This window comes from Flavobacterium anseongense, from assembly GCF_021608185.1.
Taxonomy (GTDB): domain Bacteria; phylum Bacteroidota; class Bacteroidia; order Flavobacteriales; family Flavobacteriaceae; genus Flavobacterium; species Flavobacterium anseongense.
In genome coordinates, this window is record NZ_JAKIHN010000005.1 from 129,370 (window position 1) to 153,508 (window position 24,139).

The 24,139-nt window shown below is 35.2% G+C and carries 16 protein-coding genes; 7 read left to right on the forward strand and 9 right to left on the reverse strand.

Annotated elements, in window-relative coordinates; all coding sequences use genetic code 11:
- Positions 1-5: 5 nt before the first annotated feature.
- The 4 genes from porW to L1S35_RS08735 form a co-directional block, all read right to left on the reverse strand.
- Positions 6-2,843: a type IX secretion system periplasmic lipoprotein PorW/SprE gene (porW, locus tag L1S35_RS08720; RefSeq protein ID WP_236399476.1), complete on the reverse strand. Its 2,838-nt coding sequence runs from the start codon at positions 2,841-2,843 to the stop codon at positions 6-8.
- 162 nt (positions 2,844-3,005) lie between these two features.
- Positions 3,006-9,098, reverse strand: coding sequence for a RemA C-terminal-like gliding motility protein (locus L1S35_RS08725; RefSeq protein ID WP_236399478.1), 6,093 nt, complete (start codon positions 9,096-9,098; stop codon positions 3,006-3,008).
- Between the two features lie 245 nt (positions 9,099-9,343).
- Positions 9,344-10,042: an ABC transporter ATP-binding protein gene (locus L1S35_RS08730; protein WP_236399481.1), complete on the reverse strand. Its 699-nt coding sequence runs from the start codon at positions 10,040-10,042 to the stop codon at positions 9,344-9,346.
- A 46-nt stretch (positions 10,043-10,088) separates the two neighbouring features.
- The gene (locus tag L1S35_RS08735; RefSeq protein WP_236399483.1) at positions 10,089-11,558 is read right to left on the reverse strand and encodes a DUF5687 family protein; all 1,470 of its coding nucleotides are present in this window, start codon (positions 11,556-11,558) and stop codon (positions 10,089-10,091) included.
- A 118-nt stretch (positions 11,559-11,676) separates the two neighbouring features.
- Here L1S35_RS08735 and L1S35_RS08740 point away from each other — a divergent pair, with 118 nt between their 5' ends.
- Positions 11,677-12,732 carry a ferredoxin--NADP reductase gene (locus L1S35_RS08740; RefSeq protein ID WP_236399486.1) on the forward strand — a complete coding sequence of 352 codons (1,056 nt, stop codon included), beginning with the start codon at positions 11,677-11,679 and terminating at the stop codon, positions 12,730-12,732.
- Between the two features lie 20 nt (positions 12,733-12,752).
- Here the strand turns inward: L1S35_RS08740 and L1S35_RS08745 are convergent, their stop codons facing one another.
- Together L1S35_RS08745 and L1S35_RS08750 are read right to left on the reverse strand one after the other, a co-directional pair.
- Entirely contained in the window at positions 12,753-13,763 is a 1,011-nt protein-coding gene (locus L1S35_RS08745; protein ID WP_236399829.1) for a glycosyltransferase family 9 protein, read from the reverse strand.
- An 86-nt stretch (positions 13,764-13,849) separates the two neighbouring features.
- On the reverse strand, positions 13,850-14,455 hold the full coding sequence (locus tag L1S35_RS08750) for a DUF4254 domain-containing protein (protein WP_162126792.1): 606 nt from the start codon (positions 14,453-14,455) through the stop codon (positions 13,850-13,852).
- Positions 14,456-14,553: 98 nt separating this feature from the next.
- On the opposite strand from L1S35_RS08750, the gene upp reads away from it, so the two are divergent.
- On the forward strand, positions 14,554-15,207 hold the full coding sequence (upp, locus tag L1S35_RS08755; RefSeq protein WP_236399488.1) for a uracil phosphoribosyltransferase: 654 nt from the start codon (positions 14,554-14,556) through the stop codon (positions 15,205-15,207).
- Here the strand turns inward: upp and L1S35_RS08760 are convergent.
- Entirely contained in the window at positions 15,202-16,131 is a 930-nt protein-coding gene (locus tag L1S35_RS08760; RefSeq protein ID WP_236399491.1) for a DUF6427 family protein, read from the reverse strand. The two genes, upp and L1S35_RS08760, sit on opposite strands and share 6 nt — an antisense overlap.
- A gap of 45 nt (positions 16,132-16,176) precedes the next feature.
- On the opposite strand from L1S35_RS08760, the gene L1S35_RS08765 reads away from it, so the two are divergent.
- On the forward strand, positions 16,177-16,407 hold the full coding sequence (locus L1S35_RS08765; RefSeq protein WP_236399494.1) for a DUF6341 family protein: 231 nt from the start codon (positions 16,177-16,179) through the stop codon (positions 16,405-16,407).
- On the opposite strand, the gene purD is transcribed toward L1S35_RS08765, so the two are convergent.
- Positions 16,399-17,673, reverse strand: coding sequence for a phosphoribosylamine--glycine ligase (gene purD / locus L1S35_RS08770; RefSeq protein ID WP_236399496.1), 1,275 nt, complete (start codon positions 17,671-17,673; stop codon positions 16,399-16,401). The two genes, L1S35_RS08765 and purD, sit on opposite strands and share 9 nt — an antisense overlap.
- 111 nt (positions 17,674-17,784) lie before the next feature.
- Here purD and L1S35_RS08775 point away from each other — a divergent pair, with 111 nt between their 5' ends.
- Genes L1S35_RS08775 through L1S35_RS08790 form a run of 4 tightly spaced genes read left to right on the forward strand, consistent with a single transcriptional unit; the run spans position 17,785 to position 22,772 of the window.
- Positions 17,785-19,122, forward strand: coding sequence for a T9SS type A sorting domain-containing protein (locus L1S35_RS08775; protein WP_236399499.1), 1,338 nt, complete (start codon positions 17,785-17,787; stop codon positions 19,120-19,122).
- 59 nt (positions 19,123-19,181) lie between these two features.
- Positions 19,182-20,495, forward strand: a complete 1,314-nt coding sequence (locus tag L1S35_RS08780) for a phenylacetate--CoA ligase family protein (RefSeq protein WP_236399502.1) — start codon at positions 19,182-19,184, stop codon at positions 20,493-20,495.
- Between the two features lie 4 nt (positions 20,496-20,499).
- Positions 20,500-21,588, forward strand: coding sequence for a non-hydrolyzing UDP-N-acetylglucosamine 2-epimerase (gene wecB, locus L1S35_RS08785; protein WP_236399505.1), 1,089 nt, complete (start codon positions 20,500-20,502; stop codon positions 21,586-21,588).
- Complete coding sequence (locus tag L1S35_RS08790) at positions 21,588-22,772, forward strand: glycosyltransferase family 4 protein (RefSeq protein WP_236399508.1); 1,185 nt, start codon at positions 21,588-21,590, stop codon at positions 22,770-22,772. Before wecB ends, L1S35_RS08790 begins: the two co-directional genes overlap by 1 nt.
- Here the strand turns inward: L1S35_RS08790 and L1S35_RS08795 are convergent.
- Positions 22,769-24,136 (reverse strand): undecaprenyl-phosphate glucose phosphotransferase, encoded by a 1,368-nt coding sequence (locus L1S35_RS08795; protein WP_255700839.1) that lies wholly within the window; start codon positions 24,134-24,136, stop codon positions 22,769-22,771. The genes L1S35_RS08790 and L1S35_RS08795 overlap by 4 nt on opposite strands.
- Positions 24,137-24,139 lie beyond the last annotated feature (3 nt).

Consider the following 24,139-nt stretch of genomic DNA (forward strand, 5'->3'; position numbering starts at 1 on the left):
GATTTCTATCCTTTTTTACCGGATTTATCCATTTGTGGTGATGGTGGCAACGCAAATTCCTGTTGCTCACCTCCTTTTTGTTCACCTCCTTTTAGATTTTTCCCCGGTATGATTTCATTTGGGTCGTCTTGAGATGGCTGCCCTTTTTGATTATTATTGGCAACCGGTTTTTGCTGTACCGGTTCCGGTGCTTTTTCTAAAGTCCCGTCCCAATTTGGTTGTGGTGCTGTTTCCGGAAGATTTCCGGCTAAAAACTCGTCTAAATTCTTTTTAATTTGAACTATTGTATAATTTTCTGCCGAAATAATTATAGGCGTTTGCTGTACTTTATACTCTTTATAGTCTTTCAATATTGATGTAATACCTATTGCTAAATCCTCCGTATTTATTCCGTGAAGCACCACAAAATTGTCGGTCATTGTGTAAATGTCCAATGAAACTGTGAGTTTGTTCAAACTTCTGTCGGCAATGAATTTTTTGATTTTTTCGCGAAGTGCTTTTGTTCCGGCGTCTTCAAAATCTTTGGTACTGTAAAGAATTTTCCAGTTTTTAGATGGTGCTTTAGATAGCTGTAGTGCTTCTAATTTAGGTAAATCAACCGATAATAATTTTTCAGCTTTTTTACCCTCTTCACTATTTGGATAATTTAATGCTACATAATTTAATGCTGTGCTAAATTCACCAAGTCCACCAAGTTTACCAACTATATTGGCTTTTAGCAATTCCAATTTAGGCACAATTTCATCTCCTGTAAATCGGTTAATTGCTTTTTCTGTCTCGGTTAAAACCGTTTTAAATTCACCATTTTGATATTGTTTGTATAGGTTAGCGTAAACGACATTTGGCGAATCACTCGACTCTTCAACTTCGCTTGACGGATTTTGCAAAATCTGGGCGTATCTCGAGTTTGGATAATTAGCAACGATGCTTTCTTTCATTGCATCCGCTTTTGATTTGTCTAAAATTTCATATAGTTTATACAAATGATACATCGATGGAAGCACTAATCTTTCTTCGGGATTATCTCTTAATAATTTCTCAAATTTGTTTGCGGCTAATTGATATTCTTTGAATTTTTCTTTATAAATAATTCCAAGTTGATAGTTGGCAAAGTTTCTTTCTTTGCTCAAACTGTCAATAGTTGTTTGCGATTCCGGAATTTGTTTTATGTAGAAATCCGGTGTAAATCGCTCATCGACTGCTGCAACATCTTTAGCATCTTTGTCCTCTTCAGAGTCTTTACCATCGTTTCCTTTACCTGCATTGGCTTTTTCCGAAAGTGATGCAACACGCCAATTGTCCTGTAAGCTTCTTTTGCCCCAGTTTTTGGCAAACTCTACTTTACCATATGCAACAGTTGTAGGATTGTAAAAATAGAAAACACTTTCGCTTCCTGCGGCTGAAGGATTAGGAGTTTTTGGGATTATTGATTTTGGTTTTTTTGAACCAGAGCCATCATCTGAATCGATTTTACCGTCGTTTCTTTCCTGATTTTCTTTAATTCTTGCTAGTTTTTCAGCAGCCTTTTTTTGTAATTCTTCTTCTTTTTTAAGTTTTTCTATGTGGGTTTCAAAATAAGCTGTTCTTTCTGAACCGGACATTTTATATAGCGATATTATACTGTCATTTGTTTGTGAAATCGCTTCATATTTGATAACATCTTCCAGATTTTCTCTTTTCTTTTTTATCAAATTAAACTCTCTTGTTCTTGGTTTTAATTGAACCAAGGTGCTGTCATAATAATTTCCGGCTTTAACAAATTTGGATTCGATAAAATACAAATCAGCTAAATTCCTATAATTGGAAGCGATAAGATACGTGTCTTGTGTTTTCTTTTTTAAGGAAAGATTGTATTCTTTTTTGGCTTTTTCTTTATTATTCGTTTTTTCATAAAACAATCCCAATTGATGGTGTAAGACATCCAAAAAAGGACGGTTCTCTCTATCCTTCAATAAATCATTGTATTTTTTTAGAAAGGCAATTGTATCCCCTTTTTCATAATCAAACTGAGCCGCTTGTCTGGCGTGTGCGTGAATTACGTATGATTTTGCCGCTTTTCTACGCATGTCGATTACGGTTTGATAGCTGGCATAAGCACTATCTTTATAGCCTAACTCTTCGTAAATCTGACCTAAAATATAATTGTATCTTGATATTTCTTCTTTTGATTTTGTGAATTCTATAGCGATTTTAAGTTTGGCAACTGCGCTGTCTCTCTCCTGTAAATTTAAAAATGCTTGGGCCAAAGTGGCGTTAGCATCGGCAAAAATCTGATCTTTAAATTTGATTTCCTTTAGTAATTTACGAAGATTGTTTACCGCTAAAGCATCATTATCCAAACGCATATTGGTTTTTTCTCTCCAGATTTTTACTTCGTATATTTTATCGCTGTTTGGCGATTTATTTAACACATAATTGAATGCATCTAAAGCCGGGACAAATCGCTGATCATAATATCTTGCTTGTCCGAGCATCATATATGCTTCGTCCATTTGTGGGTTTTTCTCTGAACCGTTAATGTTCATCGAATGTTTCTGAATCGCTTTGGTTGCTTTGGTTTCTGCTCTCTCAAAATTGGCGTTTTTAGTATTGCCCGGCATGAGATTATCTTCTGAAACCTGCATTCTTTCTACAGGAAGTATTGCCCAAAAATTGTCTTTGTTTTGAAGTTTAACTTCTTCAATTCCTTTGTCCAAGGCAATTCCGCCATTGTATAAAATGTTATCTTTCGTGCTAAGCGCATGTGAATTTCTTGAAAGCCATGTGTTTCTCTTGGTAGAACAGGCAATTAAAAAAAGTAATAATCCCGTGAAGATGAAATATTTAATTGTATTGATTTTCAAAGCAAAACGTTTAATGTTATAACGTAAAAAAGTTATAAATAGTATAACTAACTGGTAAAAATACGTTTCTTTTTGATATGGCAAAAAAATAAGCGGTAAGATTTTGTCCTTAGTACTAAATACCAACAACGCTTCGATTAAAAATTGAGCCAGAGATAGAAATTAATGTATCAGTTTCTTGCTAAATACCATATCATTATCCAAAGTGATTTTAGCGATATAAACGCCATTAGCATAATAAAAAGGACTGGTGAATTGGTTCTTATATTCATTTAACGAATATATATTTATCAATTTTCCAGCGACATCATAAATCTTAATTTCTTTTATTAATTCACTCGACTCAACTTTAATCATATTATTAGAAATCACAGCAAAAGTAGTAATCTCATTCGGGTTATTTGTACCTAATGTATTATCGATATATACTACTTTGAATCTATCATTAATCTCACCGGATTGACTAGTAAAATTATATGGACTTGCTTTAAGATTATGAATAATGTTTAATAAATTATCTGTCAAATAAATATTTTGACTTTGAAATAATCCATCTACCGCTGCAATTCCAATAGTGTAGTTACCTACTGTTGGGATATTTACTCCTATTGGGACTTGATCGGTCACGTCAAAAGGTAAAGCTCTTCCCTGTATGCCGAATTTAGCATCATCAATTAGAGAGTAAATTACCGTTCCTCCTGTATTTTGTGAACTACAATCATAGAAGCTATCTCTTCCCATAGTTGCGTTTTCAATATATCCAAAAAGGATTCTGTCTGTTTGATTATTTGCTGCGTTAATTAAGTCTAACCATATTCGGTTTCTTTCAATATTATTAACATCAACCGGTGTGCTTGTAATCGAATCTTGTGTTTTATAAAAAGTGTTGTTGCTATAGGAAGCGCTTCTTAAACTATTGGTAAAACCAACAGTGTTATTATCTGCAGCAGCGACAGGCGGACCATCAATCATTTGTACAAAAAATCCTTGTGCAGCTCCGATGAATAGGTCAGAATCAGCTGTTGGACAACAACTCATTCCTGAAAAATTATATTGTAAATAATCTCCTGGTCTATAATTAGACAAATAGGAGCCATAAAAAGGGTTTGGTGTAATAATCGATGGTAAATTACCGTGTGTCCATAATCTAACATTACCTTCAATTTTTGTTCTGTTGTCAAATAGAAACTGACTTGCACGGATGGCAGAAGGATATGGATTTCCTAATAAATTCCAGTTGTCACTCAAATTTGTTATTTCCGTTAAATTGGTCCCGTAATGTGTCGCTGTGTTTTGATCAGGTCCTCTTTCAATAGCAATTGTTATATTTCCATTATTAGGAACTCCTGTAAAACTTCCGCTTAAAACGTTATAAGTTGTGTTGTTAAATGGTGCTGTTCCAGGTGCTCTTGCAATGTATCCCTTTCCTGCAATCATATTGTCGCCAGCTGCACTTTGCCAAGCGCCCCAACCCGCATTTGAATTTGGAATAGTGGTGTTCCATTTGTAAATTGCTCCGAAACTATATGGTGATACAATGTTATTTACATTAAAACCGGCTACTGGCGAAGACCAATAAGAATAATCTAAAGTCCTTACACTTGGTGACTCTCTTTTGTAAATAATATTTCCTGTATTTAAAACATTATTTATTTGAATTAAACTTGCGCTATTGTTGATTGTGAAAATACCGTTTGGTTGTACCGTTACTTTATCCGTGATGGTTAAGTTTTGACTGGAATTAATTGTTAGTTGTGCATCGCTGTACAAGAATAAATTGTATCCAACAGCATTTGGTGCTCCTGAAATTACCGGGTCATTTGCTACATTAGGGATTACGACACAGTCTGCGCTAGTTGGAACACCACTTGGTGTCCAGTTGTCATCAACATTCCAATTAGTACTTGTTGACCCATCCCAAATTTTTGCGCCGGTAACAGTTACAACAACATCATCCGTATATTTTAAATTTGTTCCACCGCAGAGAGCATAAGTTACCTCAGCAGTATATGTAGTTGTAGCGGATGGGCAAACATTTAGAACGTCAGTTGTTCCCAAAACTGTCCCCGAAGTCCCGCTTCCTTCATACCATTTAATCGATGTTAATGATGGTCCGGATGGTGTAAATCTCCAAGCCTCATTTGTAACTGTCCAATTTGTACTAAGTCCATTTCTATTTGGAGCGACAACAGCTGCAGTTCCTGTAGCATTTTGAAGGCCTACAATAGCATTTCCATTATTCCAGGTATCACAGACATTTTTTTCTTTAATAAAAACATCAATAACATTAGTGTTTTCATACAGAACAATCATACCTGTGTATAAAATCGAGTTACATGTTGAAGAAAACATTGGAATGTTATTCCATGAAGCGACTAATGCTCTACACCCTGTGTTTAAAGTAATTAATTCCCATCCTACTTCTCCACCCACTCCCGGATCAATATCGTGATAAACCCCAAAAATACTATTTTTGAATAAAGACGTATTTGGTAAATCAGCATTGAAAGACCATGTTGAATAACCGCCGGGAGTATTGTTGGTTGTATCAAATGTTATTACGCCATTAGATCCTATTAAACATTTATCATAATTATTACCATAAAAACAGAAGTTGAAAGGTAAATTAATAATTGGCGACCATTTGTCATCAATATTTACACTCACCTGATTATCCAAACAACTATACTGATATGGCGGGGCATAAGTAATTGATGCAACATTATAATTTGTGGCTTGATTTAGTTGTAAATAAGTTGCTTCTAAGTTAGTGCAAGTTGATGCTGCTGAACACACTATTGCCGCAGGATTTCCGCCGCTTAACCCTAGCCCTCCGGAAAGTATAGATGGACAAGCAAGTGATGTGGTACCACTACCGCTACCTACATTACAAGGCGTGAAATTGGTTGGACCAAACCAAGTACTATAGTCGCTACCGCCACAATAAGCTCTCACCCAAAAATAATAGTCTTGTCCAGCTACTAAACCTGTGAGGGTTATTGTGTTTACTCCGGCTGCCGTTGAACCCGATGGAGTTGAACCTGATGTTGGTGGAGTATTAGTAGTCGTAACATAATATTGATAACCGTTAGAAGCCGGAGGCGTCGTACTTGCCCAAGTTATCGTCGCACTAGTCGAAGATAAAACTGTGGAATATAAATCTGAAGTAGGTGGACAACTTGGTGTAGTAGCACAAATTCCAAATGTTCCGTTATTGTCATTTCCATATTCCCATACTCTTATGAATATGGTTTGCCCCGGCGTTAAACCACTCATGGATATGTTCGACATTAATCCGTTAGTACTGTCATCATCATCACATTCCAATAAGGTTAATGAACCACATGTTCCTGAATAGAATGCCATACCACTATCGGTCATAACTCCGGTTTGTAAATCTACTGTAAGAACTCCCGTTGCTGGAACTACAGCCGAAAACCATACATCACTACCCGAATAACTAGCGCATCCCGGTGCCGGAATTCCGCCACTTGCAGCAGCTCCTGAATTAGTGTAAGTAGCGTAACTACATGTAGTATTAACGGTTAAAGAAACTGCGCCGCAAGGATCATCATTTGTTATTGGTGCGGTAGGGCAATTAATAGTGAAATTTACACTACCTCCTGTTGAAACTTCTGGATCTAATAAAATATAATACTGTATACCAGTTGTTAATGTAAAACTAGGGCTGGTTTCAGCACCATAAAGTGAATCTATACATGTCCATCCCGAACTACCACATCCCGAAGAAACAGGCTTGAATTGATAGTTTATATAATCAAAAGAACTTGTTTGTGTTATGGTGAAATTCCCGGTTGACGCAGGTGTAAATGTATAAATTTGTTCAACACCAGGTGTTGTCCATCCACAAGAAGAAGGGCTATAACCTCCTGTTCCTGCTGCTATAGTAACACTTTTACTCGTTCCGCAAGCAGCAATATTTTGTATTGAAGTACATGGATTATAAGGCACAACACAAGTTCTGGAAATGGTAAATGTTCCTGTGTCTGTGCTTGTTCCGGTAGAGTACCAATTAGCAATGTAAACATAATAATTTACACCAACTGCCGTAGTAAAAGTGTATGTTTCTGTTCCGCTTGATAATGCTGAATCTTGACATGCAATATTTATTAAACTTCCACAACTTCCTGAAGAAATAGACAATTCTATATCATTATTAGTAGTAGTTACCGAAATGGTGCTTGAATTGCCATCCCCTGCAAATGTGTACCAAACTCCATAATTACTCATAAGACAGCCCGTACCATGAGTATAACTTAATGCGCCAACAGTTGTTCCTGCTAAATTGGATGTACTACAGGGTAAATTAGTTGCATTTGCACATTGATTATTTATAGGTGGTGCTGGTGTTGTTACACAAATTGTAAATGCATTTGCTGTATTGTCACCGTTATAATCATATACTTGAACATAATAAGTAACGCCAGCCGTCAATCCGGTTAATGTTACTGTTTCTATACCATCATCTGTGGTAACATCTGTACAAGTCCCTCCTGTTGGTGTTGTCGCAGAACCACATGTGGTTATAACTCCAACCACAGCATCAAAACTTGATACTCCGTCAACAGTTATAATGTGTGAAGTACTTGTTGCAGTAAATTTGTACCAAACTGCTTTTTCTGTTCCGTTAGTGCAATCCCCCGTTTCATTATTGTCTGTGGCTCCAACTGTAGAACCTGTTGTAGTGGTAGTGCAAGTTAAAGATGGATTTACGGTTAAAGCAATCGCTTGTGAACAAATATCATTTGTTAATGATGTAGTAACTGAACCTGTTACATAAGCACTGCTACAGGTTCCATTGGTAGCTTTAATTCTATAATAGTAAGGAGTTGAAGAATTTAGTCCGGTTACGGCATAAGTCACTGTTGGACTGGCTATAGTAAAAGGAGATCCGGGAGCGGGAGTTGTATATCCGGCATCTGTATATACTTCCAACACATAATTTACAGCCCCTGCCGATGCGGTCCAAGATACTGTAAATCCAGAACCGGTTATCAGAGAATTTAGGGGAGTTGTTGGGACGGTTGGTGTTGTATTCACCGTTACTGCATAAGTAGCTGGAGTACAAGAGCCAATGGTATAATTCACCGTAACCGTTCCAGCGACGGTTCCAGTAAGTACACCACCAGTTGTTATGGTTGCCGCACCTGTCCCGTTAGTAACTGTCCACGTACCACCAGAAATTGGATTAGTAAAGGCAGGTGTTGCAGAACCGACACATACGCTTGCAGAGCCTCCTGCAATTGTGCCAGGAGTTTGTTGAACAGTTATAACTTTTGCTGTATTACAGGTTGTTGGTAAAGTATAAACTACTGTAACGGTTCCGGCAGTTGAACCTGTTAAAACACCTCCTGAAGTTATGGTTGCCGAACCTGTTCCGTTTGTAACAGACCAAGTTCCTCCTGAAGTTGCATCCGTATAAGTTGTGGTTGCTCCAACACAAACTGTTGAAGCTCCTGCAATAGCTGCAGGTAAAGGATTTACTGTAAATGTTCCTATACTGGTTGCAGTGCCTCCTGTTGTTGTCACGCTTACAGTACCTGTTGTTCCAGATCCAATTACCGCTACTAATGTTGTGCCATTATTTGATGTTATAGAGGATACCGGTGTACCGCCTATTTTCACATCAGCTGCCGTTGCGCCACTAAGATTTGTTCCGGTTATTGTGATGCTTGATCCAACACATCCACTTGTTGCAGTTGTTAAATTAGTAATAGTTGGTGAAGGTGGAGGGGAATAAACACAAATAGTTCCTGTCATGTCGTTATTACTATTATAACGTTGAATTCTGATTAAGTATCTTACGCCGATTGTGGTAGCATATGTAATTGTTTCTGCTACACCATCTAAGCCGCTATCAGAGCAGGCAAGCGCTGTCATTGAAGTAGAGCAGGACCCGGTAAATAGATGCAAAACCGCATCTCTATTGGCAGCTGGCGTATAGGTTATTGTAGTGCTTATTGAAGTAGCATCAAACCATCCCCATGCATCATCTTGATCACTTGCATTACATCCTGTTGCACTATTCCAATAATCTGTTGCGAAAGTTGAATTAAAAGCAACTGATGTACAGCTAGTGCCAACGGTCAGTCCAGCTCCTGCAGAAGTTGAACAACCATCTAAGGACTGGCCAAAAGCATTATTAAAAACAAATAAAAACAATAAAAACGTTACTGTTTTTAATTTAAGATCAATAGTTGTGGTATTTATTTTTCTTAAGTAATTTCTCTTCATGCAGTAATCTTTTAATCTAGTGTAATTGCGATGGATACTTTCTTTTCGTCCGATTAGGTAATTTTTAAAAATCAATAATCCTAAAAGAAAACTCATTAATCGTAACACATTTTAAAGCAAAGTGTTAAAAACAAATAGACTAGCTGGTAAAACTACATTTTTTTTTAACATATCAAAAATGAAGCGGTAAATTTTTACCTTTTAAGATAAAAACTTACCGCTTTACTAGAAAAAGTGTTAATTTTTTAAACTGCAAAAAATGCTTCTAATTCTTTCAACGTTTCGGGCGATGTTTGGATATCTTTTACAACTTCGCCCAAATGGAGTGCTACAATTCTGTTGCAAACCTCAACCGTATGAACCAAATCGTGTGAAGAAACCAAAACCGTAACATTAGGGTCTTCGGCTAATTCTTTGATAATTTTTTTTAATCTATTAACCGTTGTTGGGTCTAAATTAGCGAAAGGTTCATCCAAAATAACCACTTCCGGATTTCCGATTAAAGTAGCGATAATGCCTACTTTTTTCATATTCCCTTTGGATAAATCCCTTAAATATTTCTTGCTGTTTAGAATTTCACCATTGAAAAATTCTTCGTGCTTTTTTAGTAAATCATCAACATCGGCTTTATTTTGTCCACGTAAATCACCGATGAAATAAAAGTACTCTTCGGCAGTTAAATAACCTATCAAAAAACTTTCATCGATGAATGCAGCTGTGAAAGGTTTCCATGCTTCACTTTTGTCGACCTGTACTTTGTTGTTTATTATATGGCCCGAACTTGGCTGAATTAAATCCAAGAGCAAACTGAAAAAAGTAGTTTTTCCTGCACCATTATTTCCGACCAATCCAAAGCTTTGTCCTTTTGGAATTTCAAGATTTGGCATGTTTAAAACCATTGTTCCCAGGTTGTATCTTTTGGTTAAATTATTTACTTGTATCATCTTATAAAGTTTATGAGGTTTATGAGTTTATCAGACTCTTCTGTTTTTAGTTTTTCTGTTTGTAAGCTGCTATAGTTTCGTACTTTTCGGTTTTATATACTTTTTCAATCTTGGTAAAAACCATATTTCTAAAGGCAAATCCAATAACTCCGGCTAAAGCCACAAAGAGATAGCCAATATTCGGAGAAAAAAGATAATATCCAAGAGCATATAAACCCATTGGCACCAATAGTTTTGGTATTAACATTATCACCGTTTTGAAATTAAATGCCTGTTTGTCGCCAAAAGCTTTATTGGCCATTGTCAAATCAATTGGGGTTTTAACAAATGCGCCGCCAAGCATTACCAAATGTGAGTTGACACCAATATTGTAAATCGCGCCAACGACAATTAATAAATAAATTTCCCATCCAAAAAACACCCAATAAAAAGAAGCAATTATTGTCGAAATCGCAGTGCCTATAACCATCAGCCACCATTTTGAACTGATGTATTCACGGTATTGAATATTTTGGCTCATCATCAACTGGTAATATGAACTATCCCAACTTGGAATGAATTGCCCAAAAGTGAATAAAAACCCTCCGGTAACAAAAATCCCGGCAAAAACCTGCATGGCCGGATTATTATAAGCTTCAATCGATTTTGTATAAAACAGTAATCCATAAAAAATAAACAGAAAACTCATAATAACCGTGGTTCGGGAACGCTTGTTTCTTTTCAGAAGTTTAATATCGTTTTTGAGAAAAGTTCCCAGAGTTCCGAATTGGTTTAACCAAGTGAGGTTTTCGGTTTTGGCTTCATCACTTTTTTTCGCCAACCCTGTATCCAGATTTAAATTTTTTTTGAAATAATCAAATGAAAAATAATAGGTGACGATAGCTAACAGCAGCGGAATCAAAAACAAATAATAGGTGCTGTACATTCCTTGGAAAAAAGGCTGCGTATAATTGGTTACATCAAAAATCTTATAATATTGCGCCAATCCTAAACTGACAACGATAGCTAACATCGGATAAAAAACGCTGTTCTTATTATTGAGCAAAATATTGATAAAATTATTAGAATAAATCAAAGCCGTAATACCTAAAAGCCACAAAACAGCTTGAAATCCAAAGCCATGGGTAAACAAGGCAATCGTAAACGGAATAAAGAAAAAAGCGTGTATTATATTAAAAAAAGAGATGACCGTCTTCCCTAAAGAAAAATGAACAACAGTATCTCTTTTTATTGGTAAACTCAAAAATGGTCTTATGTTCATTACAGGCATTTTTTGAAGAAAATACCTTATGACTAAATCCATAACTAAATAATAAATCAAAAATTTATTAACTGTTGACAATGGTTCTAAATGGAATTCCTGAAGAATATTGTATCCAAAAAAACCTAGTAGTGAAAATTCAAGTATTATAATAACAGCAAAAATGCCCATTATAATTTTAAATGCCACATTGGTGCCAAAAGAAGCCGAACGAAGAAAAGCTTTCCATTCGAGCGAAATGAAGTGTTTGAACATGGTTAGTTATTTAGGTTTTCGAAATTAGTTCTTAAAAGTAAAAATTTGTTACAGACTTTCAAAGTTTCTTTACTTTTCAAATCGTTGCTATTTCTTACCTTTGCGAAAATTATTTTTCATGTCTTCATTTTATAAATTACAGATTAAAGAAGTAAAACACGAAACTGCCAATGCTATTTCTGTTGCTTTTAATATTCCTGCCGAATTAAAATCTGCTTACCAGTTTACAGCCGGTCAATATGTAAATCTAAAATTAACTTTAGACGGTCAGGAAATCCGTCGTGCGTATTCCGTTTGTTCTTCGCCAAATAGTGGTGAATTGCGCATTGCAATCAAATCTGTAAAAAGCGGTCATTTTTCAAAATTTGCGAATGATAACTTAAAGGTTGGAGATATTTTAGAAGTTGGTCAGCCGGAAGGAAAATTTACTTTCGAACCTGTTTTTTCAAACTTAAAGAATTATGCCGGATTTGTTGCCGGAAGCGGAATAACACCGGTTATGTCAATCTTAAAATCGGTTTTGGAAAGCGAACCAAAAAGCACTTTTGTTTTGGTTTACGGAAATAAAACTCCTGATGAAACTATTTTTCACAACGAATTACACGAATTGCAATTAAAATATGTTGGGCGCTTTTTTGTTCACTATGTTTTTAGTCAGGCTAAAGTTGATGGTGAACTTTTTGGTCGAATTGATAAATCGACTGTAAATTTTGTTTTGAATAATAAACACAAAGAAAAAGAGTTTGACAAATTTTATTTATGTGGTCCTGAAGAAATGATTAATCTGGTTTCGAGTGTTTTAAAAGAACATAATGTTGCCGAGAAAAATATTAAATTCGAATTGTTTTCGACTTCTTCTGCTAATGAAAATCCAGCTGCTGAAAGTCATACCGGTCATACCAAAATAACCGTAATGGTTGATGACGAAGAAACCACTTTCGAAATGTCACAAAAACAAACGGTTCTCGAAGCTGCATTGAAACAAGGAATCGACGCACCCTATTCCTGTCAAGGTGGAATTTGTAGTTCCTGCTTGGCGCGAATCACGAATGGTTCTGCCGAAATGAAAAAAAATTCAATTTTGACGGATGGAGAAATTGCCGAAGGTTTGATTTTAACGTGTCAGGCGCATCCAACTTCTCCTGAAATTTATGTGGATTATGATGATGTTTAGTTAGTTAACAGTCACGGTTTTCAGTTTTCAGAAACTGCTAACTGAGACTGAATACTAAATACTATTTTTTCAGTTGTAATTGTTCGCATCGCGTCTTCATAACCTGCTACTTTTTTATTCCCATAAACCGAAGTTGGCAGTTTTGGAAACTTGTCTCTGTCGGAAACCAAACAATTTTCTAATGGTTGATTGAACGGTGCAAATCCGGCAAACGGATGTGTCGCGCCCCAAAGTGTAATCACTTTTGTTCCCAACATCGCGGCAATATGCGCATTCCCTGAATCCATCGAAAGCATAACATTCAAATTAGAAATCAAATCTAATTCCTGCTGCAACTTAAGTTGTCCTGCAATATTTATTACATTTTCTTTTCCGTTGGCAAACGAATTTAAAATTTCAATTTCTTTATTACCACCTCCAAAAAGGAATATTTTATTGTTTGTGTCAGATGCTAATTCATTTATAACCTGCTGCATCAAATCCTGAGGATAAACTTTGCTGTCGTATTGAGCAAATGGCGCAATCCCAATCCATTTTCGAGTTGGTTTTTCTCCGGTGATCTTTAAAATATCCGAAGATAAAATTGCTTTTTGTGGGAACTTTGGATTTGATACATCAACTAAAAAACCAAGTTTCTTAAACGTGTCAACATGTCTTTCAACCATCGTTTTGAGTGGCTTGAAGATTTTGTTTTCGGAACGTGTTAACGCTTTCTTTTCGGCTCTGCCTTTGTCTGTTGAAGCTACTTTTTTTCCGCTTAGCGCGAAAAGTGTCCGGAGAATTTGTGACCGCAAAACATTATGTAAATCGGCTACAGCATCAATATTGAGTTGCTTTAAATCGGAATGCAGTTTCAGCAAACCAAAGAAACCTTTGTGTCTTTCTTTTACATCGACGGCAAAGAAATTCACATTGGTAATTCCATCAAAAAAAGGTTTGAAAAATGGTCGCGAAACGACTGTGATTTTTACATTTGGATTTTGGGCAACGAATGCTCTGATAACAGGAACTGTCATCGCAACATCGCCCATGGCAGACATTCGGATGACAGCTATATGTTTAATGGATTTTGTCAAAAGGTTGAGATTCTTCTTTCGTCAGAATAACAAAGGAACAGTTACTTCTTATTTTGGTACAACACCGGATTCAAATCATCGTCGTTGTACATTTTCATTTGTTTGTACACTTTCATGAATTTGTCACCGTTTTCGATATCCGTCAATAAATCGTTTATGGAAATAAACATGTCGTTTTTTTGATCTAACAGAACGTTCAATTTTTCCTGGCATTTAGCTCGGTGTTCAGCAGTAGCTTCGGCGCGATTGGCTTCTTCATTCATGTGGTAAATTTTCAGCGCCAAAATAGACAAACGATCAATAGCCCAAGCCGGACTTTCGGTATTGATTTTTGCATTTGGTTTTACCTGAACATCTTTATGTTTTTGGAGAAAATAACTGTCGATATATTCAACCATATCGGTACGAACCTGATTCGATGCGTCGATTTTTCGTTTCAAAACTAAGGCCGCAACCGGATCAATATTTGGATCGCGGATGATGTCTTCATAATGCCATTGTACGGTGTCAACCCAGTTTTTAGCATACAATAAATATTCAATAGTTCCTTTAGTATATGGGTTCAAGGTTGGTTGATACACATCATCAATAACATGATAATCTTTAATGCTTTGTTCGAAAATAGGAAATGCAAACTGTGAAAACATACGGTTATTTTTTATTTTATTCATACAATTCGACCCAAAGGTCTCGGGTACAAAGATAGTTTTTTATACATTTACCTAAACATTCAAATTATACATTCATGCACATTCATAATATCTCTGAAAAAAGTAGTATTCTCAATCATTTTTTGGCACAAATTCGCGATGTTACCATTCAAAAAGACAGCATGCGCTTCCGAAAAAACATTGAGCGAATTGGAGAAATTATGGCGTATGAATTAAGTAAAACTTTAGAGTACAAAAACATCAACGTTCAAACCCCGTTAGGAATTAAACACACCACAACCATTGCCGATAATGTTGTTTTATGCTCTATTCTTCGTGCCGGATTGGCGTTGCATATGGGTTTTATGAATATTTTTGACAATGCCGAAAACGGTTTTGTATCAGCCTATCGCCATCACTATGACAACGATGATAAGTTTGATATTTTAGTTGAATATCAAGCGGCTCCATCTTTCGAAAATAAGAATCTGATTTTAATTGATCCGATGTTAGCCACAGGACAATCGATTGTGGCGGTGTTACATAAATTGCATTTGGAACAAAAACCAAAAGAAATTCATATTGCAGTTGTAATTGCGGCACCGGAAGGCATAGAGTATCTTCAAAAAAACCTTCCTGACAACTGTCATCTTTGGATTGCTGCTATTGATGAAAGACTTAACGAGAAAAATTATATCGTTCCGGGTCTTGGTGATGCCGGTGATTTGGCGTATGGAAGCAAATTATAGTTGGGAGAAGTAGCTAAACGAACATCCCAAAATAAGCAGTAACAAAACGATTTCCTGATACATTTTGCTTTGCGAATATTCGATATTTGTGGTGCACATCACTGATAATGGCATAAAGGTAAAGACCAACATTTCATTGTTTTTATCGGGCGAAATCAAAAAAATAGTTACTCCGATTAAAAATCCGAATATCATTTTTTTATAGGAAGCCTGTAATATCAGCGGCTTATTTGTTAAGGAAAAAATCAGTGATAATAGAAAATACAACCCTATCACAACAAAAAACGAGAGCGCAATATTTTGATAATTGTTGGTAAAATAATCTAATTGAAAATTCGTTTGCGTTTGATTTATAATATGAGCAATCCATGTTTTATCAAATACCAGAGCAGAAAATAAAAAGATAACTGCCGTTGCAAAAAATGCTACAAAGGGTAAAAGCCAGTTTCTGAAGTCTCTTGAAACGTGAAAAAATATCGAAATGTAGACCAGCAGAATAAAAAGGATACACCAAAAATGAAACAGGCTGGCAATGAAAATCCACATCGAAGCATCAAAAATCTTTTCTTTTGGCGCCTTTAGTGTTTGCAAAGAAATCAATCTTCGAATGGCCAAAAGCAGAAAAAAATTGGCAAACAATAAACTAGAATTAGTAAATATGGATGGAAAAATAAGCAGGAATAACAAGAAAAATAAAATAGTATAACTGCTGTTTTTGGTCAGGTTATTCTTTTTCACCGTAAAATTTACCAAGAAAAAAGAAGACAATAATAATAAAACAAGTGTTGCTGTTTTTGAAAATCCGTTGGAAGAAATCGGTGTCAATAAATTGCTTGACTGATACATAAAAAAGAAAAGCAGCAATAAAACTACCACTAAAGCATTATTAAGTAAAGTAGATTTTTTAAAAACACTTGTTATCATAAGGATATTTTATACATTTGTGCTGTAAATATAACATTTTATAAAATGAGAGCATTTTTTGAAGGCATTCAATCTTTATTTGTAGACTTTTTATTCAAACCACTTGATTTATTACGCTCATTAGAGTTAAGCAATTGGTGGTTGGCTAACATTGTTAGCTGGACTTTAATTATTGTTTGCTGCTATTATATTGTTTACTGGTGCCAGGAATTGGCAAAACACAGAGCCAACAACGAAGAAGACCAAGATACAACAGCTCACTCTTTCTTAAAGTAAGTCGAAGCCGATATCTTTTCTAAAATACATCTTATCAAAATGTAGCTTGTCTATATTTTGGTAAGATTTTTTTATGGCTTCTTGGAAATCATTTCCAAAAGAAGTCACGGCTAAAACTCTTCCTCCATTAGTTACTACTTTTCCGCTTTCGAGTTTTGTTCCAGCGTGAAAAACAAGTGAGTTTTCAACTTTTTCTAGTCCTGAAATTTCTTTTCCTTTTTCATAGTCTTCGGGATAACCACCAGATACAACCATTATTGTTGAGGCGCTTCTTTTATCAATTTCTAATGAAACTTCATTCAGTTTTTCATCAGCAACAGCTTGAAATAATTGTACTAAATCGGATTTAATTCTCGGAATTACAACTTCCGTTTCGGGATCACCCATTCTGACGTTGTATTCAATAACTATTGGTTCGCCTTTAACAATGATTAATCCAATAAAAACAAAACCTTTATATTCAATTCCGTCTTTCTGTAAACCTTCAACTGTTGGTTTTACAATTCGGGTTTCAATTTTTTCAAGCAAAACGGTATCTGCGAATGGCACCGGAGAAACTGCTCCCATACCACCTGTATTTAAACCTGTATCGCCTTCACCTATTCGTTTATAATCTTTTGCTGTTGGGAGAATCTTATAACTTTTCCCGTCTGTCAATACAAAACAGCTCAATTCTATTCCGTCCAAAAACTCTTCGATAACTACTTTGGCACTTGCATTTCCGAATTTGGCATGAACCAACATATTTCGTAATTCTGCTTTTGCTTCTTCTAAATCATGAATAATCAAAACACCTTTCCCTGCTGCTAATCCATCTGCTTTTAAAACATATGGTGGTTGCAGTGTTTCTAAAAATTCGCAGCCTTTTTCGACAGTTACTGCTGTAAAACTATAATAAGCTGCAGTTGGTATGTTGTGTTTAACCAGAAACTCTTTGGCAAATTCTTTACTTCCTTCTAATTGAGCTCCGAGTTTTGAAGGACCAATAACCGGAATATGATTTAGCTCGGCATCATTTTTAAAGAAATCATAAATACCTAATACTAATGGATCTTCCGGACCAACAACAACCATTTCAATTTTTTCCTGAATTGCAAATGTTTTTATCGCATTAAAGTCGTTTGGATTAATAGAAACATTTGTTGCTATTGATGCAGTTCCTGCATTTCCGGGTGCAACAAAAAGTCTTGAGCATTTTGAACTTTGAAGCATTTTAAACGCCAAAGCGTGTTCTCTTCCTCCTGAACCAAGTAGTAAAATAATCATGATTATTTATTTTGACTGCAAAAATAACTTTTAAATATTAATGGTTTATTAAATTTTCATCTTGCTTGGAAAAAAAGATTATTTTTGTTTTTTAATATAAAAATTGAACTTATGAAAAAATTATTACTTTTCTCTTTATTAGTATTTGCATTTACTTCTAATGCTCAGGTAACGTGGACAACACAAAACACTAATTTTCCTATTGACGGTTCTTACACCGGAGACATTGCTGTGATTGATGCTAATAATGCTTGGGCTTTAGTTCAAAGAACTTCTACAACTAATCATCAAAGATTTTCTAAAACCATTGATGGAGGAACAACTTGGACAACTGGCGCTATTGGAGTTGGTAATACAACAGGTCTGGGTATTGGAAACATAACTGCAGTAGATGCTAACACAGCTTGGGTTAGTGTCTTTCCTACTACTACAGCCCTAGCGACTCAAGGTGTATACAAAACAACTAATGGCGGTACCACATGGACCAGACAAACTACAGCTGCATTTACAACTGCTTCATTTGTTAACTTTGTTTATTTCTGGGATGCCAATAATGGTGTTTGTATGGGTGATAAAAGAGGTGGTTATTTTGAAATTTATACCACTACAAATGGAGGAACTACTTGGGTAAGAACTCCTTCAGCCAATATCGCTGCTTCAGCTACTGATTATGGTTATACTGGTAAATATTATGTGAACGGAAATACGGTTTGGTTCGGAACTGATGGAGGTGAATTAATGCGTTCTACCGACAGAGGTTTAAACTGGACAAAAATTACTACTCCTATTCCTGATTTTGGCGGTGGTACTGATACTACATCTATTGCTGAATTTGCTTTTTCTGATAATAATAATGGTTTTATTTTAAAAGAAACTTATGACGGATTACCTAGTCCAACTTTTTTAGAAACAGAATTATTTCGTACAACTGATGGTGGCGCAACTTGGACACCTGTTACATATGGGAATGGAATATTTCATGGGGCTATTGCTTTTGCAGGTCCCGGAATGCTTGTAACCGGAGGTTCAACAGATGGAAATTTCGGGTCTTCTTACAGTTTAAATAATGGTGTAACCTGGACAGCAATTGACGGATTGTCTCACACAATGTTAGCTTTAAAAAGCGATACCGTTGGTTGGGGCGGAGGTTTTGCTACAACTGGTGTAGGAGGAGCATTTAAATTTAATAATACGTTAGGAACTCCAAGTTTTAATACAGCTAAATTTAAAGTATTCCCAAATCCTGCAGCTTCAACAGTTACAATCGCAGCTGAAAATGCAGATGCATATAATTTATCCGTTACAGATGTAACAGGTAAAATCGTTATGACTAAATCATTAAACGGAATTGAAAACACATTGGATATTTCATCTCTTTCTACCGGTGCTTATTTCTTCGAATTAAGTTCAGATAACTCAAAAGATGTGATTAAAATTCTTAAAAATTAATTACAAATAAAATAGTATTTTTAAGGGCTGACATTCGTTAGCCCTTTTTTATTGTCTTTATGTTCAACTTTTTCAATTTTTCGCTTTTAGTAAACGGTTTCCCGATGAAGGAAGCGAATGTCGAGTTCAAAAAAATTCTAGCCATTTCAGAAATTGAATATGAAAATTATGTAAATCAAAAGAAGGCAGCAATCGTTGAGTATCATTTAAAACACAACAAATCATATCAGGAATTTGTTGGGAAAACTTCCTGTGACAATTGGGATGAACTTCCCGTAATGACAAAAAAAGAATTCCAAAAACCATTATCGGAAAGGCTTTCCGAAGGTTATAAATCATCAACTGTTTATGTAAACAAAACCTCCGGTTCGAGTGGTGATCCTTTTATTTTTGCCAAAGATAAATTTTGTCATGCTTTGACATGGTCTAATATCATTTATCGTTTTGGCTGGTTTGGAATTGATTTTAATTCGTCCTTACAAGCGCGTTTTTATGGAATTCCATTAGATTTTATCGGAAACAAAAAAGAACGTATCAAAGACCTATTGAGCCATCGTTATCGTTTTACCATTTTTGATTTATCTGATGCTGTTTTAGAAAAAGTCTTGCTTAAATTTAAAAATAAAAAATTCGATTATATCAATGGATATACTAGTTCGATAGTCTTATTTGCTAAATTTTTACAAAAGAAAAATATTGTTTTAACAGCAGTTTGCCCAACACTGAAATGTTGTATTGTAACCTCCGAAATGCTTTTTGATGATGATAAAATGCTACTCGAAAAACAATTTGGCGTTCCGGTTGTCAATGAATATGGTGCCTCTGAACTCGATTTAATTGCTTTCCAAAACCCCGAAGGCGAATGGCAGGTAAATTCTGAAACCATCTTTGTAGAAATTTTAGATGATGACAACAAGGTTTTGCCTAATGGTCAAGAAGGCCGAATAGTTATAACATCATTATATAATAAAGCGCATCCGTTTATCCGATATGATATTGGTGATGTTGGAATTTTGGATGAAAAAAGTACTTCTAAAAAACCTATTCTTAAGAAACTAATTGGCCGAACCAACGATATTGCTGTTTTGCCAAGCGGAAAAAAATCTCCGGGATTAACCTTTTATTATGTTACCAAAAGCATCATTGAAGACGATGGAAATGTGAAAGAATTTGTGATAAAACAAACCAAAATCGATACTTTTGACATCGAATATGTGAGCGAATTGGAATTATCCGAAATTCAGATTCAACAAATTGAAAAAGCCATCACTACGTATTTAGAAAGTGGTCTTACTTTTTCATTTAGCCGTAAAGAAAAACTGGAACGCAGCAAAAGCGGAAAACTGAAACAGTTTGTTTCTTTAGTAAAGTAGAAACATGAAAATAACAATAGTCGCAGGCGCAAGACCTAACTTCATAAAAATCGCACCCATTATCAAAGCGATAGAAAAAAAGCAAAACGAAGGAGCAAAAGTTTCCTATCGTTTGGTTCACACTGGCCAACACTACGATAAAAACCTAAGCGATACTTTTTTTGAAGAATTAAATATTCCGCATCCAAATGCAAATCTGGAAGTAAAAAGCGGTTCACAATCGGTGCAAACAGCTGCCATTATGATTGCCTTTGAAGAAGAGCTATTGCAAAACCCATGTGATTTGGTTTTGGTTGTTGGCGATGTCAATTCAACTATGGCGTGTGCTATTGTTGCCAAAAAATTAAACATAAAAGTCACGCACGTTGAAGCCGGAATTCGTTCTGGAGATATGACAATGCCCGAAGAAATAAACAGAATTGTTACGGATAGCATTACCGATTATTTCTTTACAACCTCAACCTGGGCCGGAGAAAATCTCTTAAAGTATGGTGCCGAACCTTCGGCAATTCATTTTGTGGGTAACGTGATGATTGATACTTTATACCAAAATTTAGATAGAATTTCTGCTCCGGATTTTTGGAACGAATTTCATTTAGAAACCGGAAATTATATCGTCTTAACATTGCATCGCCCTGCAAATGTTGATGAAGAAAAATCATTGGTGAATTTATTAGATGGTATTGACAAAATGGTTGGCGATAAAAAAATTATTTTCCCGATTCATCCCAGAACTAAAGCAATCTTAGGCGAACAAAATCTGAATCTGAAAAATATCCTTTTTGTTGAACCACAAGGCTATTTGAATTTCATGTATTTAATCAAAAACAGTTTTGCTGTCATTACAGATTCAGGTGGCATTTCAGAAGAAACTACAGTTCTTGGGATTCCGTGTTTTACGATGCGAAACAATACCGAAAGACCCGAAACACAAACCATCGGTACAAATACTTTAGTGGGTACTTCGATTGAAAATTTAGAAAAAGTATTTGGAGAATTTCTGGCAAATGGTCCAAGAAAAGCAGGAATTCCAGAGCTTTGGGATGGTAAAGCTTCCGATAGGATAATCGATATTTTGCTTTCAAAAAAATAATGGAAGAAATTCTAATCATATCCAATTATTATCCGCCGGAAAAAGGTGCAGCTGCCAATAGAATTGAGCAGTTGGCCTTAAAATTAAATCAAAACAACTATAAAGTTTCGGTTATTTGCCCGCTTGGGAATTACCCAAAAGGAGCATTATTTCCGGAATATAAAGGTAAGTTTTCGGTAACTGAAAACCGAGATAATATAACTGTAAAACGTCTTTGGATTTATCCTAGTGTCAGCAAAAATTTACTGGTTCGGATTATTTCTGTTCTGTCATTTTCGGTTACCTTGTTTTTTTATTTATTATTCAAAAAAACGCCAAAGAAAGTAGTTGTTCAATCGCCGCCTTTATTGTTATCTTTTATTTCAGTTTTTGTGCTTTCGCTAAAAAGAAAAAAAATAATTTTGAACATTTCCGATTTATGGCCATTGGCTGCTATCGAATTGAATGCTCTGAAAAATGGCTCATTATCACATAAATTTTCGTTGTTTTTTGAACGCTATATTTATAAAAAAGCGACTTTGATTTTAGGACAATCCAACGAAATTATAACACACGTTCATACTTTATTTCCGGATAAAAAATGTTTTTTATATCGCAATTTTCCCGATCATAGTATTTCTGAAATGGAATTAAAAACGGAAGAAAATCAACCCATAAAAATTTTCTATGCCGGACTTCTCGGAATTGCGCAAGGTGTATTCGAATTGTGTCAAAAAATCGATTTAAAAGGACTAAATATAGAATTTCACATCTTTGGCGATGGTGCCGAAAAAACGCAAATAGAAGGGCTGATTTCGTCTGAAAAGGAACAGCAACTATTCTTCAACGGAATGTTAGACAGAAAGGAATTACACGAAAGAATAAAATCGTTCGACGTTGCCATTGTTCCTTTAAAAACAAGAATTTATGGTTCAGTTCCTTCTAAGATTTTTGAATATGGTTCGCTTGGATTTCCGATACTTTATTTTGGTGGCGGTGAAGGCGAAACTATAGTTAACGACAATAAGTTAGGTTGGGTTGCAGCTGTTGGAAACTATGAAGATTTGAATGAAAAACTTAAGGTCATTTCAACCATCAAAAAATCGGAATTGGATGTAATGAAAAAGCAGATTTTCGAAAAAGCGCTAAAAGAATTTGATTTAGATAATCAAATGAAAATACTAATAGAAAAGGGTGTTTTCTAATACGCTTTGTCTTCTCCTTTGAAGATATTAAATACCGTTTGGAAAATGATTTTGATGTCCATAATCAGCGACCAGTTTTCGATATAAAAGACATCGAGTTTTATACGGTTTACCATGTCTTCTTCAGTTTCAATTTCTCCTCTAAATCCTTTCACCTGAGCTAAACCGGTAATGCCTGGTTTTACATAATGACGAATCATGTATTTCTTAATCTTACTGGCATAAGCTTTATTTTGTGACCATAAGTGTGGTCTTGGCCCAACAACCGACATTTCTCCGAACAAAACATTAAAAAACTGAGGCAGCTCATCCATACTGGTTTTTCGCATAAATTTCCCCATCTTGGTAACTCTCGGATCATTTTTGGAAGCTTCTTTTTCGGTATATCCATTTACCTGCATAGAACGAAATTTATAACAGAAAAACTCTTCCTCATCAATTCCAGGTCTTCCTTGTTTAAAAAACACTGGCCCTCTTGATTCTAACTTTATCAAAATTGCCAAAATAGGAATTAACCACGACAATAAAAGAATGATAACTACTAATGAGAAGATCACATCAAAAGCGCGCTTTACACCTTTTATTATTGGATTGTGTAATTGTGTTTTTTGTAATGAGAGTACCGGAAATAATTCGTAATAATCAACTTTTAAGTTTTTCGAAAAAATTTCTTTAGTATCAGGAATAAATTTTATTGCCTTTTTATTATCATCGGCAAACTCTACTAACTCTTTAAGTTTTTCGTTTGAAATTTCATTTAAAGAACAGTAGATTTCATCCACTTTATTATCGATAACAAACTGATTTAAATCCTCAATTCTTCCTTTGATTTCGGGATTTTGTTTTTTATCCGAAAAGTAACCTAAGAATCTATAACCATAATCTTTCCTCGTTTCAAATACTTCCTTTAGCCTTATTGCTTCGGGTGTAAATCCGATGATAACGGCATTTCTAAAATTGCTCCCCGTTACAATTCTATATTTTTTTAAGTAAAAAAACCAGAAATATTTAAAGGTTACAATAATGCAAAAACTAATAGTCATATAAATTGCAATTGCTTTTCCACTAAAAATTGCCGTTTTGGCAAATGGGAAAAAAGCAATAACAACCAATAAAAAAACGCTGAATTGTTTGACTAACTTCGTAACGATTTCAACGGGAGTTGTAAATCGATACACTTCATAATACTTTACAAGTACAGCAATTACAATCCATGTAAATGTTTGGTACAACAAATAGTAAAACTGATTAAGGTTCAGTTCTCTGAAGAAATATAAACTCAAAGACGTTATTACAACCAGATCAAAAAGAATATTTATCGGTCTAATATATTTTGAGTATCTACCTGTTTGTTGTGCAACCATATA